The organism is Streptomyces sp. NRRL S-1813, from assembly GCF_000719605.1.
Taxonomy (GTDB): domain Bacteria; phylum Actinomycetota; class Actinomycetes; order Streptomycetales; family Streptomycetaceae; genus Streptomyces; species Streptomyces decoyicus.
In genome coordinates, this window is sequence record NZ_JOHB01000060.1 from 1 (window position 1) to 15,176 (window position 15,176).

Annotated in this window: 10 protein-coding genes; 5 read left to right on the top strand and 5 right to left on the bottom strand. The window is 70.5% G+C overall.

Translation table 11 applies throughout. The features are described from left to right. Positions 1-2,985: non-ribosomal peptide synthetase (locus IF67_RS0137730; protein ID WP_030993465.1), on the top strand; the 2,985-nt coding region annotated here is incomplete at its 5' end. 65 nt (positions 2,986-3,050) lie between these two features. On the opposite strand, the gene IF67_RS40660 is transcribed toward IF67_RS0137730, so the two are convergent. Continuing rightward, positions 3,051-6,086 carry an AfsR/SARP family transcriptional regulator gene (locus tag IF67_RS40660; protein ID WP_051819081.1) on the bottom strand — a complete coding sequence of 1,012 codons (3,036 nt, stop codon included), beginning with the start codon at positions 6,084-6,086 and terminating at the stop codon, positions 3,051-3,053. A gap of 433 nt (positions 6,087-6,519) precedes the next feature. Further along, entirely contained in the window at positions 6,520-6,933 is a 414-nt protein-coding gene (locus tag IF67_RS0137740; protein ID WP_051819083.1) for a MerR family transcriptional regulator, read from the bottom strand. Positions 6,934-7,112: 179 nt separating this feature from the next. On the opposite strand from IF67_RS0137740, the gene IF67_RS0137745 reads away from it, so the two are divergent. Together IF67_RS0137745 and IF67_RS0137750 are read left to right on the top strand one after the other, a co-directional pair. Next, entirely contained in the window at positions 7,113-7,985 is an 873-nt protein-coding gene (locus IF67_RS0137745; RefSeq protein ID WP_030993471.1) for a polysaccharide deacetylase family protein, read from the top strand. A 437-nt stretch (positions 7,986-8,422) separates the two neighbouring features. After that, on the top strand, positions 8,423-8,623 hold the full coding sequence (locus IF67_RS0137750) for a hypothetical protein (RefSeq protein WP_030993472.1): 201 nt from the start codon (positions 8,423-8,425) through the stop codon (positions 8,621-8,623). A 290-nt stretch (positions 8,624-8,913) separates the two neighbouring features. Here IF67_RS0137750 and IF67_RS44515 read toward each other — a convergent pair whose 3' ends face one another. The 3 genes from IF67_RS44515 to IF67_RS0137765 form a co-directional block, all read right to left on the bottom strand. Continuing rightward, positions 8,914-9,354 (bottom strand): hypothetical protein, encoded by a 441-nt coding sequence (locus IF67_RS44515; RefSeq protein ID WP_199812852.1) that lies wholly within the window; start codon positions 9,352-9,354, stop codon positions 8,914-8,916. A gap of 304 nt (positions 9,355-9,658) precedes the next feature. After that, positions 9,659-10,798 carry a PP2C family protein-serine/threonine phosphatase gene (locus IF67_RS0137760; RefSeq protein ID WP_199812853.1) on the bottom strand — a complete coding sequence of 380 codons (1,140 nt, stop codon included), beginning with the start codon at positions 10,796-10,798 and terminating at the stop codon, positions 9,659-9,661. A gap of 91 nt (positions 10,799-10,889) precedes the next feature. Next, entirely contained in the window at positions 10,890-11,216 is a 327-nt protein-coding gene (locus IF67_RS0137765; protein ID WP_030993478.1) for a hypothetical protein, read from the bottom strand. Positions 11,217-11,842: 626 nt separating this feature from the next. Here IF67_RS0137765 and IF67_RS0137770 point away from each other — a divergent pair. Next, positions 11,843-14,089 carry a bifunctional serine/threonine-protein kinase/transporter substrate-binding domain-containing protein gene (locus tag IF67_RS0137770; RefSeq protein ID WP_078889885.1) on the top strand — a complete coding sequence of 749 codons (2,247 nt, stop codon included), beginning with the start codon at positions 11,843-11,845 and terminating at the stop codon, positions 14,087-14,089. 438 nt (positions 14,090-14,527) lie between these two features. Then, on the top strand, positions 14,528-15,076 hold the full coding sequence (locus IF67_RS0137775; protein ID WP_030993482.1) for an FABP family protein: 549 nt from the start codon (positions 14,528-14,530) through the stop codon (positions 15,074-15,076). The last annotated feature ends 100 nt before the right edge of the window (positions 15,077-15,176 follow it).

The following is a 15,176-nucleotide window of genomic DNA, read 5'->3' on the forward strand; positions in this document are numbered from 1 at the left end:
CCCCTCTTCCAGACCATGCTCGTCCTCCAGAACAACGCCGAGGGCACCCTCGACCTCCCCGGCACCACCATCACCCCCCACCCCCTCGACACCGCCCCCACCAAATTCGACCTCGACTTCACCTTCACCGAACGGCACGGCGCCGACGGCAGCCCCGGCGGTGTCGACGGCCTGTTGCACTACTCGGCCGACCTGTTCGAACGTGCCACCGCCGAGGCCCTGACCCAGCGGCTGCTGCGCCTCCTCACCACCGCCGGCGCCGCCCCGGACACTCCCATCGGAGCGATGGAACTGCTCTCCCCGCAGGAGCGGGTCCGCATCCTCTCCCGGTGGAACGACACCGCTCTTCCGCTGCCGGACGACCGGCCGGTGCACGAGATCTTCGAGGAGCAGGTACGGAACAGCCCCGATGCCACCGCGGTGGTCGACGCCGACGGCACCCTGACCTTCCGTGAGCTGAACGCGCGTGCGAACCGGCTGGCGTGGCTGCTGATCAGCCAGGGCATCCGGCCGGAACAGCGAGTGGCCACCTTGCTCCCACGGGCCGGCGAGCACATCGTCGCGCTGCTGGCCGCGTTCAAAGCGGGCTGCTGCTACGTGCCCATGGACCCGGAGTACCCCGAGGACCGGATCGCCCTGATGCTGGCGGACGCCGCGCCGTCCTTCCTGCTGACCGACAGGGAGAACGTGACCCGGCTCCGGCCGGGGACCGAACCCTCTCTTGAGGTGCTGGTTCTCGACGACCCCGCCACGCGTCAGTCCCTCAGCCGGTACGCGCCGGTCGACCCGCACCCTGCGGACCGGCCCGTACCGCTGCGCCCGGACCATCTCGCCTATGTCATCTACACCTCGGGTTCGACGGGCCGGCCGAAGGGGGTGGCCGTGGAGCACCGCAATCTCAGCAACCTGTTCCACGCCCACTTCGCGGTGTTCGCGCCTCAGGTGGCGGCCGCCGGGGACCACCGGTTCCGTGCCCTGGTGACCGGACCGCTGACCTTCGACTCCTCCTGGGAACCGGTCCTGTGGCTGCTGGGCGGCCATGAACTGCACCTCGTGCACGACGAGGTCCGCCGCGACCCGGAGGCGATGGCCGAGTACATCGGCGCCGCGGGCATCGACTACATGGAGATCTCGCCGACGTACTGCCGGCAGCTGATGACGGCGGGCATGCTGTCCGCAGGGCAGCCCTCGCAACCGCGCATCGTCGAGCTCGGCGGCGAGGCCGTAGACCAGGCGCTGTGGAGCGAACTCCGCGCCACCTCCGGGACCGAGGGTTTCAACACCTACGGCCCGACGGAGTGCACGGTGTACGTCTCGCACGGCGCGGCGGCCGATCACGAGCGCCCGCTGATCGGCCGGCCGATCGGCAACAACCGTATGTACGTGCTCGACGCGGGCCTGCGGCCCCTGCCCGCCGGGGTGGTCGGCGAGCTGTATCTGGCCGGGGCGGGTACGGCCCGCGGCTACCTGGGCCGGCCGGGGCTCACGGCACAGCGGTTCGTGGCCTGCCCGTTCGGAGCGCCGGGGGAGCGCATGTACCGGACCGGGGATCTTGCGCGCTGGAGCGCCGACGGTGTCCTGGAATACGTGGGCCGCACCGACGACCAGGTGAAGGTCCGCGGCTTCCGGATCGAACCCGGCGAGGTGGAGTCGGTGCTAGCCGGACACGACGCGGTCCGCCAGGTGAGCGTGATCGTCCGGGAGGACCGGCCGGGGGAGCGCAAGCTGGTGGCCTATGTGGTTCCCACGGAGCAGGACCGGGCGGACGCCCGGGAGCTGCGCCGCCTCGCCACGTCGTCGCTGCCCCGCCACATGGTGCCGTCGTCGATCCTGTTCCTGGATGCCCTGCCGCTGACCTCGCGCGGAAAGCTCGACCGGCGGAGGCTGCCGGCACCGGGTGACGGGACGGCGGAGCACCGCCAAGGCCCGCGAACGGTGCGCGAGGAGCTGCTGTGCGGGCTGTTCGCCGAGGTCCTCGGGGTGCCCGAAGTGGGCATCGACGACGACTTCTTCGCCCTGGGCGGCCACTCGATGCTCGCCACCCGGCTGATCGCCAGGGCGCGTTCGGTGCTGGGCGCCGAGCTGGGCATCAGAACCCTGTTCGATGCCCCGACCGTCGCCGGACTCGCCGACCGGCTCTCGCAGGACACGCCCGACGACTCCCTCGCCGTCCTGCTCCCGCTGCGCTCCGTACGCCGGGCGGCCACGCCGTCCCGCACACGGGGCGCCACACCCCCCGAGCCGCTCTTCTGCGTCCACCCGGCGGCCGGAATCAGCTGGGTGTACTCCGGGCTGCTCCGCCACCTGGCACCCGACCAGCCCGTGTACGGCCTCCAGGCACACGGGCTCACCGAGCCCGATGCGGCTCCGGAAAGCATGACGGAGATGGTGGAGGCCTACCTCGCGCAGATCAGGTCGCTACAGCCGGACGGCCCCTGCTCGCTCCTCGGCTGGTCCTTCGGCGGGGTGGTCGCCCATGAGATGGCGGTACGGCTCCAGGAGGCCGGACAGCAGGTCAACTCGCTCGTACTGATGGACAGTTACCCGTCGAGCGTGACCGTCGACGGCCACGGCAAGGGAAGGGCGAAGAAGAGCGGACCCGGGACGGACGGGAACGATGCACAGGACGCGGGAGAACTGAGGCAGGCCCTGTTCGACTCCCTCGGGCACCAGGCGGACTCCACGGCCGGCCCGCTCGCCCTGCTCGGGGAACAGGGCCTGGCGGCCATGGTCCGGGTGTTCGCCCGCAACAGTCGCCTCCAGAGCGGATTCGTTCCGCGCTCGTTCCGGGGTGATGTGCTGTTCTTCGAGGCCACCGAGGGCTGGGCCCCGGGCATGCGGCTGCCGCAGGCGTGGCGGCCCCACGTGACGGGCCGGCTCGCCGTCACGCCCGTACCTGGCACGCACGGCGAGCTCACCCGCCCCGAGCAGCTCGCGCAGATCGGCCCGGTGCTGGCCAACTGGCTGGCCGGGCACAGGGAGTGAGGTCGCACACGGCGCAGCTGATCGCGTCCCGCCCGGACACCCAGCGGTGTCCGGGCGGGACGAGGTCAGTGACCGACGGCAGCCCGGGAACCCGTATGGAGACCGAGAACCCGGTACAGTTCCGCGGCCTTCTCCAGATGATCCGCCGCTTCCCCGTCCTCTTGCTCGGCCCGGACGGCCTGAAGGGACCTGCCGAGAGCCTGGTGGCTGCGCGCCATCAGCAAGTGTTCCTGGGCGAGTTGAGCGCCTTGCAGGGCCTGCCGCGCATGGTCGACGGCGGCATGGGTGTCCCCGGTCAGCAGGAGTGCCTCGGCGAGCCGGTACAGGCACTCGGTCTCGTTCCTGGCATGGCCGCTGGTCCGGGTGCGTTGCAACACCTGGCGGTAGAGCGCGGCCGCCTGTGCGGGTCGGCCGCCGTACAACAGGGTGTCTGCCTCCGTCGTCATCACCCGGATCAGCCACTTCACGTCATTGCCGCAGGTCAGCAGACCGGCCAGCTCCCGGCACTGCTCGCGGATCCGGGCCAGGTTCCTCCTGCCGTCGGGGTCCTGGGCGCGGATCTGGAGCAGGAGGGTGCGCCGCCGTGTGACCAGCCCCTGGTCGCCGGTGACCACCGCCATCTCCACCGACCGCTCCGCATGGGCGCGGGCCGAGGTGAAGTCGGCGCGCATGGCATCGAGTTGGGCCAGCATGGCATGGGTGAAGAGAACCGTCAGGAAGGGCCGGTGGCCATCGGCGGGTGCGGGAGAATCACCGAAGATCTCCAGCGCCTTGAGCAGGTGCGCCCGTGAGCGGTCGAGGCAGTCGAGCGAGGAGTGCTTCTTGAGGATCACCCCGGCCGCGTAATGAGCCGTGCCCACCACGTCCTCGTCGCAGTATGCCACCGCGGACCGCACCAGAGCGGTGGCCGCCGGCGCCAGTGTCCCGAGGGGCACGGTCTCCTCGAAGCAGGGGGCCAGCATCAGCCCGTCGACGGCGAGTGCCACCGCCTCCGGGTCTCCGCTGCCGGCCACCTGCTCCGCCACCGCGGCCACGGTGGGCAGCGCGCCCCGTATCCACCGCATCGCCTCCTGACCGGTCCCCACATCCTCACCCGCCGACCGCCGGGGTCGCAGCTCAGCGGTCAGCCGGCCGCCGAGCGGCTGGGTCGCCAGGACCGCTCCGGCGACACTGGCACACAGGAAGTCGGCCGCCCGGCGCATCACTTGGCGGCGCTCCTCCTCGGTCAGCGCCACTCGGGCCGTCGCCCGCGCGTACGCCCCGACCAGATCGTGGTAGCGGTAGCGGCCCGGTGCGCGGGTTTCCAGGAGTACCGCGTCGACCAGGGCTTCCAGTACGTCCTCCGCCTCCCGCTCCGGCAGTTCGAGAACCGCGGCGGCACCCTTCACACCGAACTCGACGCAGTGCGGAAGGGACAATGCCAGAAATGCCCGGGCCCGCTGCGGGGAGAGCTGGGCGTACGACTGCTCGAACACCGCCTCGACCGTCAGCTCACCCACCCGCAGTTCGCCGAGCAGTCTGGCCTGGTCGGACATCCGGGACAGCAGTGTGGCGACGGGCCAGGACGGCCGGAGCGCGAGCCGAGCGCCGATCGCCCGCAGCGCCAGCGGCAGATAGCCGCTGGCGGCGGCGAGTGCCGCGACGGCGTCCGGCTCCTCCTCGATCCGCCGGATACCGGCCACCTTGCCGATCAGCTCCACGGAATCGTGGGGTTCGAGGCCCTTCAGTGACACCTTGACGGCGGCCGGCAGCGCCGCCAGCGCACGGGCGGTGACCAGTACCGCGCACTGGTCGGCGCCGGGCAGCAGCGGTTCGACCTGGGCGACGCCGGCGGCGTTGTCCAGCACCACCAGCACGGCACGGTCCGACAGCAGGGTGCGGAACAGCGCCGCGCGGTCGCTCACCGAAGCCGGCAGGCGCTCATGCGGCACGCCCAGTGCGGTCAGGAAACCGGCCAGAATGTCGGCCGGGTCACCAGGGGCTCCGCACGGTGCGCGCAGTTCGGCGTACAACTGGCCGTCGGGGAAGGACCCCGTGACCGCATGCGCGGTGCGCAGCGCCAGTGCGGTCTTGCCGACGCCGCCCATCCCTGTGATGACCGCGACGGGGTGTGCGGCATGCCCGCTGAGCGCGGCGACCAGCGTGCAGACCTCCTCGTGCCGCCCGGTGAAGTCGCACGGTACGGCCGGCAACTGGGCGGGCACCCCCAGCGCGGGGACGGGCGACCGCACCTGCACGTCGGCCGGGGCGGCAGCGACGCTCGCCGTATCAGGAACCGCTAACAGAGTCCGGTCACCCGCCAGAACCGCGGCGTGCAGCTCGTCGAGGGCGGGGCCCGTATCGATGCCCATCTCGTCCGCGAGTACCTGGCGGGCGTGATCGTAGGCCAGCAGCGCATCGGCGCTCCGCCCCGACCGGTACAGGGCCAGCATCAGCGCACCGTGCAGCCGCTCCCGGTACGGATAGGCCTCCAGGGCGCACAGGATCTCCGGCACCACCTCCTCGTGCCGCCCGCACGCCAGCGACAGCTCCAGGTGGTGCTCCGTTGCCGAGGCCCGCTGTTCGGCCAGCGCCCGGCGCTGTTCCTGTGCGTAGGGCCCGGGGAGCCCGGCCAGCGCCGGGCCCTGCCACATACCGAGCGCCCCCTTCAGGACGGATGCGGCGTAGGCGGCATCGCCCTGCGCGGCCGCACGCCTGGCCCGCAGCGTAAGTTGGCCGAACAGCAGGGCGTCGACACGCTCGGCCGGCAGTCGCAGGATGTAGCCGTCCGCCATGGTCCCGATGACCGTGGCCCCACCGTCTCCACCTGCCGCGGCGCCACCCTCCCCGCCCGCGGCGTGCGCACGGTCGAGGTAGGTCCGCAGCCGATGGACGTAGTTCACGATCACTCGGCGGGCGGAGGCAGGCGGATCATCGTCGTACAGACCGTCCACCAGCTGGTCGATGGTCACCAGGGTCCCCGCACGGAGCGCCAGCGCCGCCAGCACGGCCTGTGGGCCCGGCGCTCCGGGCCGTCCTGCCGTTCCGTCAGCCGAAACATGTTCGACGGGACCGAGCAGCCGGAGGTGGGCCACTCCGTGTAGTGCGGGTAAGTGTGACATTGCTCCTGTATACCAACTAACCGATAGAAAACCGGTGTTGCCGTGCCGGGGCGCATGAACAGGGCTGAATGCCCACCGAAAACCGTTGTCGCGGATCACTACGGCACCGGCTGACGCCCCACACAGCGGGGAGGAGACCCGACGGTGGTCACCTTGCCGAAGCCGGCCTGCGAGCCGGAACCGGAAGCGCCGTGTCCGGTGCCGGTGGACGCCTGGGACGACCTGATGTGCGCATGTTGAGGTTCCCCCGTGTGATCGTGCGGGCCTCGCGGAGTCGCTTTCCCGCTGTGACACCAGCCTGGCCGGGCCCGCTGGCGTTTGGCTCACGCCCGGCTGATGTCCCGCTAACGACCCGGCGCCCGGTTCCGCCTCGTCGGCACCGATCGGGGTGTGGGCCCGCCTTCCTTGAACCGGATCGGTGTGCACCAGGCTGCTAGGGCCTGTCGGATGACGACTCTGCGAGTGCTCCGACCTCGGCGTCGGCACTGTTGTAGTCCACCACCGCGTCGAGGTACTCGCCGATCGCGTCACGGTTGCGGGTCAGGCACCGGATGCGGTCGGTCATCCTGTCCCGTTCGTGTGTCAGCGTGGCGATCATTTCCGGTGTGGCATCGGGGAAGTAGATGGCCCGGGGTTTGTCGAGGCAGGGCAGGATCTGCTTGATGATGCGCGTCGGCAGTCCGGCGTTGAGCAGCCCTCTGATCTGTAGGACCCGGTCAACGAAGCGTTCGTCGTAGTCACGGTAGCCGTTCGCACTGCGACCGGCGGCGATCAGGCCCTGTTCCTCGTAGTAGCGCAACAGCCGGCGGGGGGTGCCGGTGCGGTCCGACAGTTCTCCGATGCGCATATGGCCCACCTCACATATCACCGCATTGACGTTCTCATCAATGTGAGGGTTCGACGATACACATGCACCGCATCCCGCAGGGCCCCACCGAATCCCACAGGTGCCCATCGCAGCGCTGAACGCCAGTGCCCAACCCCACTGCGCAACCGCAGTGTTCAACCGTCACGAGATGAGAACTGATGGACAATCAACTCTTCGACTACAGCCCCATCATCGAGCGCGAACCGATCCGCTGGCCGAACGGCGCCCGGATCGCCTTCTACGTCGGGCTGAACGTTGAGCATTACCGGATCGACCGCCCCTCGACGAGCATCTTTCCCGATACCAAGGCCCTGGCACCCGACCCACTGAACTACGGCTGGCGCGACTACGGGCCCCGGGTGGGCATCTGGCGGCTGATCGAGAGCCTCGACCGGCACCGGATGCGCGCAAGTGTGATGCTCAATTCCGACGTTGCCGAGCGCTACCCGCAGATCATCCGAGCGGGCCGGGACCGGGACTGGGTCTGGGCCGCCCACGGCAAGAACAACTCCATCCTCCAGGCCGGTATGTCCCCTGAAGAGGAGCGCTCCTACCTGGCTGAGGTGATCGGCACCATCGAGAAGGCGAGCGGACGCAAGCCCCGCGGCTGGCTGGGCCCGGCGCTCACCGAGACCTTCCGCACGCCCGAGCTGCTCGCCGAGCTGGGCCTGGACTACGTGCTCGACTGGGCCAACGACGATCAGCCCTACCGATTGAACGTGCCGGGCATGCTGAGCGTGCCCTATTCCATCGAGGTCAACGACGTCCAACTGTTCGTCGGCAAGAGCCTGAGCGGTCCGGACTTCCTCCAGCTCGTCAAAGATCAGCTCGACCAGCTCTACGACGATGCGAAGGACAGCGGCCGCGTGATGTCGCTGGTCCTGCACCAGTTCGTCATCAACCAGCCCTTCCGGCACAGGTACCTGGACCAGGCGCTCGAGTACATCGCCAACCACCCAGGGGTGTGGCTCACGACCAGCGACGAGATCGCCGAGCACTACGCTGCTACCACGGCACCGGAAACAGTCTGACCGCCGATGCCCTCCACGGGCGTCTCCCGCGCTACCCTCACCAGGGCCGCCTCCTCGAAACGCCTCGCGAAGTCACTCGCGCGGAGAGCACCGGGCCTGCGGTCCGCCCATCCGAACGTGGGAGGGCTCACCCCATGCGTCGTCTGACGCGCTTTGCCGAGCCCGATCACGTAACATGATCATCGAATAGAGGATCTGGAGCGATTCACAGCCCCTCGCCGACACTGACACCCGGTACGACGTCCCACCGGACGGGCCCGAGAGCATCGTCTCCACGGCCACGTCGGCGAAGCTGCACCTCGCCGACACCTGGGCGGCATCGGCCCCGACGTGCTGGCCGGCCCGCGCCGCATCCAGACCCTCGTCGAGGTGGGCCCGACCGAGCCACCCATCGCAGCCTGACCACCGCTTTCAGCCGCAAAACACCAAGGAACCTCATGTCCCCTTCAGCACCGCAGCAGCACAACGAGGTCGCTGCCCATTTCCCTCGTCCCGCAAAGCCCGACTACGCCAACGTCTTCATCGAACCGGCCTACGGGGACAATTACGTCGAAGCCGACCTGGAGGACGAGTTCGAGATGCCTGCCACCTCCTCCCGCGCCGCGAACGTCTCCCCCAGGTCCCGTCGGACGAACTGAGACGGAGCGGTTCGGCCGGCCCGTGGACCTTCGAACCGGCCCGTGTGAGCGTCGTGCTCGGCCCCCCGAACTGGACGCGCAGCGAGCGGCGTTGCCGGACGGAAGCGTCGATGGCGTCGATATTCCGGAGGCCGCAAGGTGTCCGGACCGAGGCCTGAATCACCCCGGTCCGACCGGACGGCCCTGGCTTTGCGAGCTCGGTAGTGCCGGTGGGTGCACGCGGTCGGTGAGAGCACGCTGCCGGTGGCGGCAATGACGTAGATACGTGGTGAAGAGGCCGGTGGCCGGCGTCAGCCTGCGCCTTTGCCGTCCGTCGTGCCGGGGGTGTCTCCTGGCCGTTCGTGATCGCCCGGTGGGGTCTGATCGCTCAGGAAGCGTTCGCTTTCCCAGGTCAGGGTGCGCTCGATCTGAAGGAAGTCCAGGCCCGTTACCTCGGCCAGCTCTTCTTCATCGAGATCCGGCTGGGAGCCGAGGGCACGGGCGATTTTGCCGGCCCAGAGTTCTTCCTTGACGTACGGACGTTGCCGGTATTGCTGCCGGAGCTCGCCGAGGTGATCGGGGCCGCAGGCCACGAGTCGTCGCAGGCCGTCCTGCTCCGGATCGTAGGGGTGGAGGACGGAAGAGTCCGGCACCAGGCTGAAGAGCTGTGAGGCCGGAGGGGCGGCTACTCCGCACAGGTCGCACAGCACCGGATCAGGCCCGGTGGCCGCCGACTGGTCACTGTCATGCATGCGGACTTTCTACTTCGATCCGCCCTGAGTCAGGGTGTGCGGCTCGCGTGTGCCACGGGACAGCACGCCGATGGCCCTCCCGTCCGGGAAGTCACGCCGGCCGTTGCCCCCGGGCGGCTCATCCAGGCTGCTGGGAAACCCTCGTGTCAGTGGACCCTTCCCTCTTCGTTCCCGCAGGCGGCCGGGTCCGCAGGGGGCCCGGATCCGCAGAGCGTCGCCGACCTGACCGCAGAGGGCCGCCGGCCGCATGGCGCCGCAGGCCGCACGGCGCCCACGCTGCGCCCAGGAGCTCGGCGGCCGGTAGCTACTGTCCGAGGGGCCGGGCGAGGAGATCCTGTTGCGGCGGGGGCCGGTGCAGGGCGAGGAGCGCCTGGTCGTCCTGGGGGGCGCCGCCGCTGTGGCGGCTGACGTCGCGGGCCAGGAGGTCGAGGACCGTCGAGGGTTCCGGGAAATGGCCGGTCTGGCGCAGATAGGACTGCACCATGTGGGGGATCCGCTGCGCGGGGTCGTAGAAGGTGCCGGCAGGGTCGCGGGCCTCGGTGACGCCGTCGGTGAAGCACAACAGCATGGACCCGGGCGGGAACGGGTGCGTCTCCACCGGTGACGTCCAGGGCCCCAGGGCTGCGATGCCCAGGGGCGGTGCTTCCTCCTCCGGTGCCAGTACGCGTGCTCGGCCGTCCGCGTGCAGCAGCAGAGGGGCGGGATGGCCGCGGTTGACGATATGGACCTGGTCCAGGTCAGGGGAGAACTGAACGATCAGCGCTGTGGTGAACCCCTCGGTCGCGTCCAGGCCCTCCCGGCGCTGGCTTTCGCGCAGCAGGGCCTCCTCCATGCAGTTCACCAGCGCGGGCAGGTCGGGCTCGTGGTCGGCTGCGTAGCGGAAGACCCCGATGTCGACGCTGACCGCCGTGACGGCCGACAGGCCCTTGCCCCGCACATCGCCGACCATGGCGCGCACCCCGAACGGCGTCTCCTGCATCACGTAGAGATCGCCGCCGATCAGCGCCATGTCTTCGGCCGGCACATAGCGGGCGGCGATCCGCAGGTCCCCCAGCCGGCTCGGAGGTGTGGGCAGCACGGCGCGCTGGGCCACCTCCGCGGCGTAGCGGGCCCGGCTGGCGCTGACGTGCTGGGTGCGCAGGGACCGGTTCAGGCCGACGGCGAGTGCGGTGACGGCCGCCAGGGTGATCTGGACGGCCGCGTCGCCCTGCCAGGCATAGGACCCGTCGACGAATGCCAGGCCCGCCTGCACCGCCATCGCCGTAATGCCGATGGCGATGATGCCCGCCGGGCTGAGCAGCGAAGCTGCCGTCACCGGCGCCACGGCCAGCAGGGGAGTGGACGACACCGAAGGAGGTGTCAGCAGATCTACCAACGCCGCGAGAGCGATCACCACGGCGGGAACCCAACGGCGTACCTGGGACAACACCGGCAACACCCTCATCAGGCCATTCTGCCCTCCGGCAGGCCCGCGACAGCGGAGCTGTCCGCGGTGACACTCCACAGCGGCCAAACGGCCGACATCGCGGGTGGGGTCAGCGTCCGACGGCCCTGCGCAGCTGCTCCTTGTTCATGGACGAGCGGCCGTCGACGTTCTTCTTCCTGGCCTCCTCGTACAACTGGTCCCTGGTGGGGCCCTGAGACCCGCTGTGGGAGCGTTCGCCGCCGCGTTGCGGGGCGGATTTGGGGTCCCGGGTGGAGGTCTTGCTCGCGGACCTGGCCTCGCCGGAGCGTGCACGTTCCTTGTTGACGGTACGCGCGGCGATCTCCTTCGCGCGGCCTTCGGAGACCCCGTGATCCTTGGCGTTCTCCTTGATGTGCTCGTACTGCCGCTCGCGTTTCTTGCTCGCCCCAGCAGGCATGATGCAGCTCCTCGGTCGCTGTGCTGTCGGTCTCGGCGATGTGTGGCGCGCCCGCGGCCGGCGCATGTTCCAGCTCACGGGCGTGCACTCCCACTCCACTCCCAAACGCCGCCGGACGCGACACGAGTGGACCGGCACGTCGCACTGACCACCCGGTTCGGCGGTCGCCTGCGCCTGCCACCGGTCGAGAGGGTTTCGGTGCCGCGGATCGGCAGGGAATCCCCGCTGACGTGGGCGATCGTGCGGGCGGTATCCAGGACGCCGTCCTCGGCGCCGACGTGTTCCGCCGGTCGGGTCATGGTGTGGCGGGCAACCGGCGTCAGACGGCGTCAGACGGCATCAGATGTCCGCCGTCCCCAGATCCCCAGGTGCATGCCGTGTGCGGGGCGACGGCCGGGAGACCGGCTGAGGTGCGTGTGCGCCGCTGACCGTGACGCCCGCGCGCTGAAAGCACCGGGGTGTCGTGCCGCACGACGTGCGTGCCAGATACGACCTCGCGGCGGCGGAGGGCGCCGGGGAAGGGAGCGGGGCCGGGGACGGGAGCGGGAGTCGCGTGACTCCGCGGATGTGGCGTCCGCCGGGCCACCGCCGTAAGGCTTCCGTCGGAGCAGGCGGGCCCGTGCAGAATGGTGTCGAGACAACTGCTGGCACGGGTGGGGGTATGGGTGCGACCGCTGGCGAAGCATGATCCGCAGCAGATCGGCCCGTTCCGGATCATCGGGCTGCTCGGTGGCGGCGGCATGGGACGGGTCTATCTCGGCCGCGCGGCGGACGGGCGGCCGGTGGCGGTGAAGACCGCGCGCTCCGAACTCGCCGACGACCGGGGCTTCCGTGCTCGTTTCGCCCGTGAGGTATCCGCCGCCCAGCAGGTGGGCGGACCGTTCGTGGCGCCGGTGGTCGATGCCGCGCCGCACGACGACGTGCCCTGGATGGCGACCGAGTACGTGCCGGGTGTCTCGCTGACCGATGCCGTGCACGACTGCGGGCCGCTGCCCGAGCGCGCGGTGCGACTGCTGACGGCGGGCCTGCTGCACGCCCTGACGGCGGTGCACGCGCACGGGCTGGTGCACCGCGACCTCAAGCCGTCGAACATCCTGCTCACCGCCGAGGGCCCGCGCGTCATCGACTTCGGCATTGCGCACTCCGCCGCCGACACCGCCCTGACGACGACCGGCACCGCCCTCGGTACCCCGGGATTCATGGCGCCCGAGCAACTCGTCATGACGGGTCCCAAGGTCACGGGCGCGGCGGATGTGTTCGCGCTGGGCGGGATGATCGTGTACGCGGCGACGGGCGGCGGCCCCTACGGGAACGCCGATCCGCAGGTCCTCATGTACCGCACCGTGCACGAGGAGCCGCGGCTCGATGAACTCTCTGACGGCCTGAGGGAGTTGGCGGCGGCCTGCCTGGCGAAGGAGCCGGGAAGGCGGCCCGCTCTGCCCGCCCTCATGGAGCGGGTGGGCGCACCTGGCCCCTACGGTGACTGGCTGCCGGAGCCCGTCGCCGTACCGCTCCGCCGTCTGTCCGCGCAGCTCAGCGACCCCCGGTCCCCGGACATGTTCGCGCTGCGGCCCCCGGCCGAGGGGCCCGCCGACGTTCCCTACGACCAACTGCCGACCGGTACGACTGCGGACGGTGCACCGGCCCCGCCGTCGTACGCCGTCCCGCCGCCCGCGGACACCCCCGCGCCTCCGGAGCCCGCCACTACTCCGTCCCCGGGCGAGTACGGACCGGCCTTCGCGACTCCGTCCCCGGACGGGTATGGCCGAGCACTCGCCACTCCGCCGCAGGAGCGCCATAGCTCCGCTCCGCCACTGGGGCCGTACGCCGTCCCGCCGAACCGGCCTCCGCACCTCCCTGGGCAACCCGCGTCCCCTGGGCAGCCCGCGTCCCCGGGGCCGAGCCGACGCCGTGTGCTCGCCGCGCTGTCCGTCGTCGGGGTCGGAGTCGGTGGCGGGGCCCTGGCCTGGACGCTTCAGCCGGACGGCGGGGACGGCGGCAGCACGAGCGCCGGGGGCAAGCCCGGCGGCAGCAGGAAACCGTCCGGCGGCTCCAAGCCGGACGGGAACCCTTCAGCCATCGGGAGCCCGTCCGGCCGGTTGCCGAAAGAGCTGCGCGACAAGGGCATCGTCACCATCGGCTCGGACATCGCCTACCCGCCCATGGAGTTCGTCAGGGACGGCCGGCCCGCCGGTCTCGACGTCGACCTCGCGAACGCCCTCGGCCGTGAGCTGGGCCTGCGCGTCACGTTCGTGAACGCCGCCTTCGACACCCTCCTCACCGGCCTGCACGTGAACCGCTTCGACCTGGTCATGTCGGCGATGGCCGACACCAAGGAGCGTCAGGAGGGGCGCACGGACGGCACGAAGACCGGCAACGGCGTCGATCTGGTCGATTACTTCGAGGCCGGGCTGGTGCTCGTCGTCCGCAAGGGCAACCCGGAGGGCGTCAAGGCCCCCGAGGACCTGTCCGGCAGGAACGTCGCCGTCCAGCGCGGCACGCTCGCCCGTGACTACCTGGACGAGGTGAACCGGCAGGTCACCAAGAAGGTGAAGATCCGGGAGTTCGACTCACCGGCTGAGGTCTACGACGATGTCGCCAAGGGCCGGTCCACGGCCTGTCTCGACGACTTCCCGGTCGCGGTCCACACCGCCGCGACCCGCGCAGGCGGCACCGCCCTCGAAGTCAGCGGCGAGCAGCTCGAACCCCTTCCCTACGGTGTAGCGGTCGCCAAGACCCATACGGCCCTGCGCGACGCCGTACGGGAAGCCCTCGACCGCCTCATCAGGAACGGCGAGTACGCGAAGATCCTCAAGAAGTGGCGCGTCGAGGACGGCGCGGTGGAGCGGGCGGTCATCAACGGGGGCTCGTAGGGCGGCCGGGCTCCGCTCCGAGCTCGACCGTCTGGCCAGGGAGACCGCCGCCGCTCTGCCGCCCGGCACGCGGCAGCACACCGACCTCGCCCTGCGCATCGACGTCCGGGCCGAACTACGAGAGCTCAGCGTTCCCACCCTCGTGATCGCCGCGTCCAACGACATCCTCGTCACTCCTGACCACTCCACTGCTCTCGCGCAAGGCATCACAGGTAGCCGCCTGACAGAGGTGATGTCCGGGCACGATGCGCCGACGGAACAGCCCGTGGCCGTCGCAAACCACCTCCGCAGTCTGCTGAACGGATAGGGGCGGGCCAGGCGCCTCACGGTTGCCGGACCGGGCAAGTGAGTTGCCCACGCCCTCCGCTGCCAGGCGGGCCGGTGGATCGACGCCCTAGGCTTCCACCCGGTACCGGCCTCGACCCAGGAGCGCACTTCATGTCCGACCACACCCCGAAGCACCCGTATCCCGACGCCTTGCGACCGGACCAAGCACCTGCGCCGCACGCACTGCTCGCGCCGGTGACCGGGCTCCTGGGCACCTGGGTCGGCCGGGGCCGTGGCGGGTACCCGACGCTGGCGGAGGAGTTCACGTACGCCCAGGAGGTCACCTTCAGCCACGACGGGCGTCCCTTCCTCCACTACGAGGCGCGCGCCTGGCTGCTCGATGCGGACGACACCCCGCTGCGGCCGTCGGCCCGGGAGAGCGGCTGGTGGCGGCTACAGCCCGATGGGCGGGTGGAGGCATTGATCACCCAGCCCACCGGCATCGCGGAGATCTCGGTCGGCCGTGCCGACGACGGCGTGGTCGACCTCACCACCCATGAGGTGGCTCTCGCCCCCACCGCCAAGGAGGTCAACGCCACCCGCCGCCGCTACACCCTGACCGACGAGGACACGCTCACCTTCGTCCACGACCTCGCGGCCGTCGGCCAGCCGCTGCAACACCATCTTTCGGCGCAACTGCGACGCGGGGCCAGCAGCTAGGTGTATTGCCCACGAGCGTTGTTGACAATGCTCAGGGGTTCGCTTCGTCCGGTTTTCGGGAGCTTGCCCGAGGGTGATGTTGCGGCGTGACGCGGGTCCT

Coding starts and splice junctions, on each gene's coding strand:
- IF67_RS40660 (WP_051819081.1), bottom strand. CDS start 6,086: ATGTCACACTTACCCGCACTACACGGAGTGGCCCACCTCCGGCTGCTC.
- IF67_RS0137740 (WP_051819083.1), bottom strand. CDS start 6,933: ATGCGCATCGGAGAACTGTCGGACCGCACCGGCACCCCCCGCCGGCTG.
- IF67_RS0137745 (WP_030993471.1), top strand. CDS start 7,113: ATGGACAATCAACTCTTCGACTACAGCCCCATCATCGAGCGCGAACCG.
- IF67_RS0137750 (WP_030993472.1), top strand. CDS start 8,423: ATGTCCCCTTCAGCACCGCAGCAGCACAACGAGGTCGCTGCCCATTTC.
- IF67_RS44515 (WP_199812852.1), bottom strand. CDS start 9,354: ATGCATGACAGTGACCAGTCGGCGGCCACCGGGCCTGATCCGGTGCTG.
- IF67_RS0137760 (WP_199812853.1), bottom strand. CDS start 10,798: ATGAGGGTGTTGCCGGTGTTGTCCCAGGTACGCCGTTGGGTTCCCGCC.
- IF67_RS0137765 (WP_030993478.1), bottom strand. CDS start 11,216: ATGCCTGCTGGGGCGAGCAAGAAACGCGAGCGGCAGTACGAGCACATC.
- IF67_RS0137770 (WP_078889885.1), top strand. CDS start 11,843: ATGGTGTCGAGACAACTGCTGGCACGGGTGGGGGTATGGGTGCGACCG.
- IF67_RS0137775 (WP_030993482.1), top strand. CDS start 14,528: ATGTCCGACCACACCCCGAAGCACCCGTATCCCGACGCCTTGCGACCG.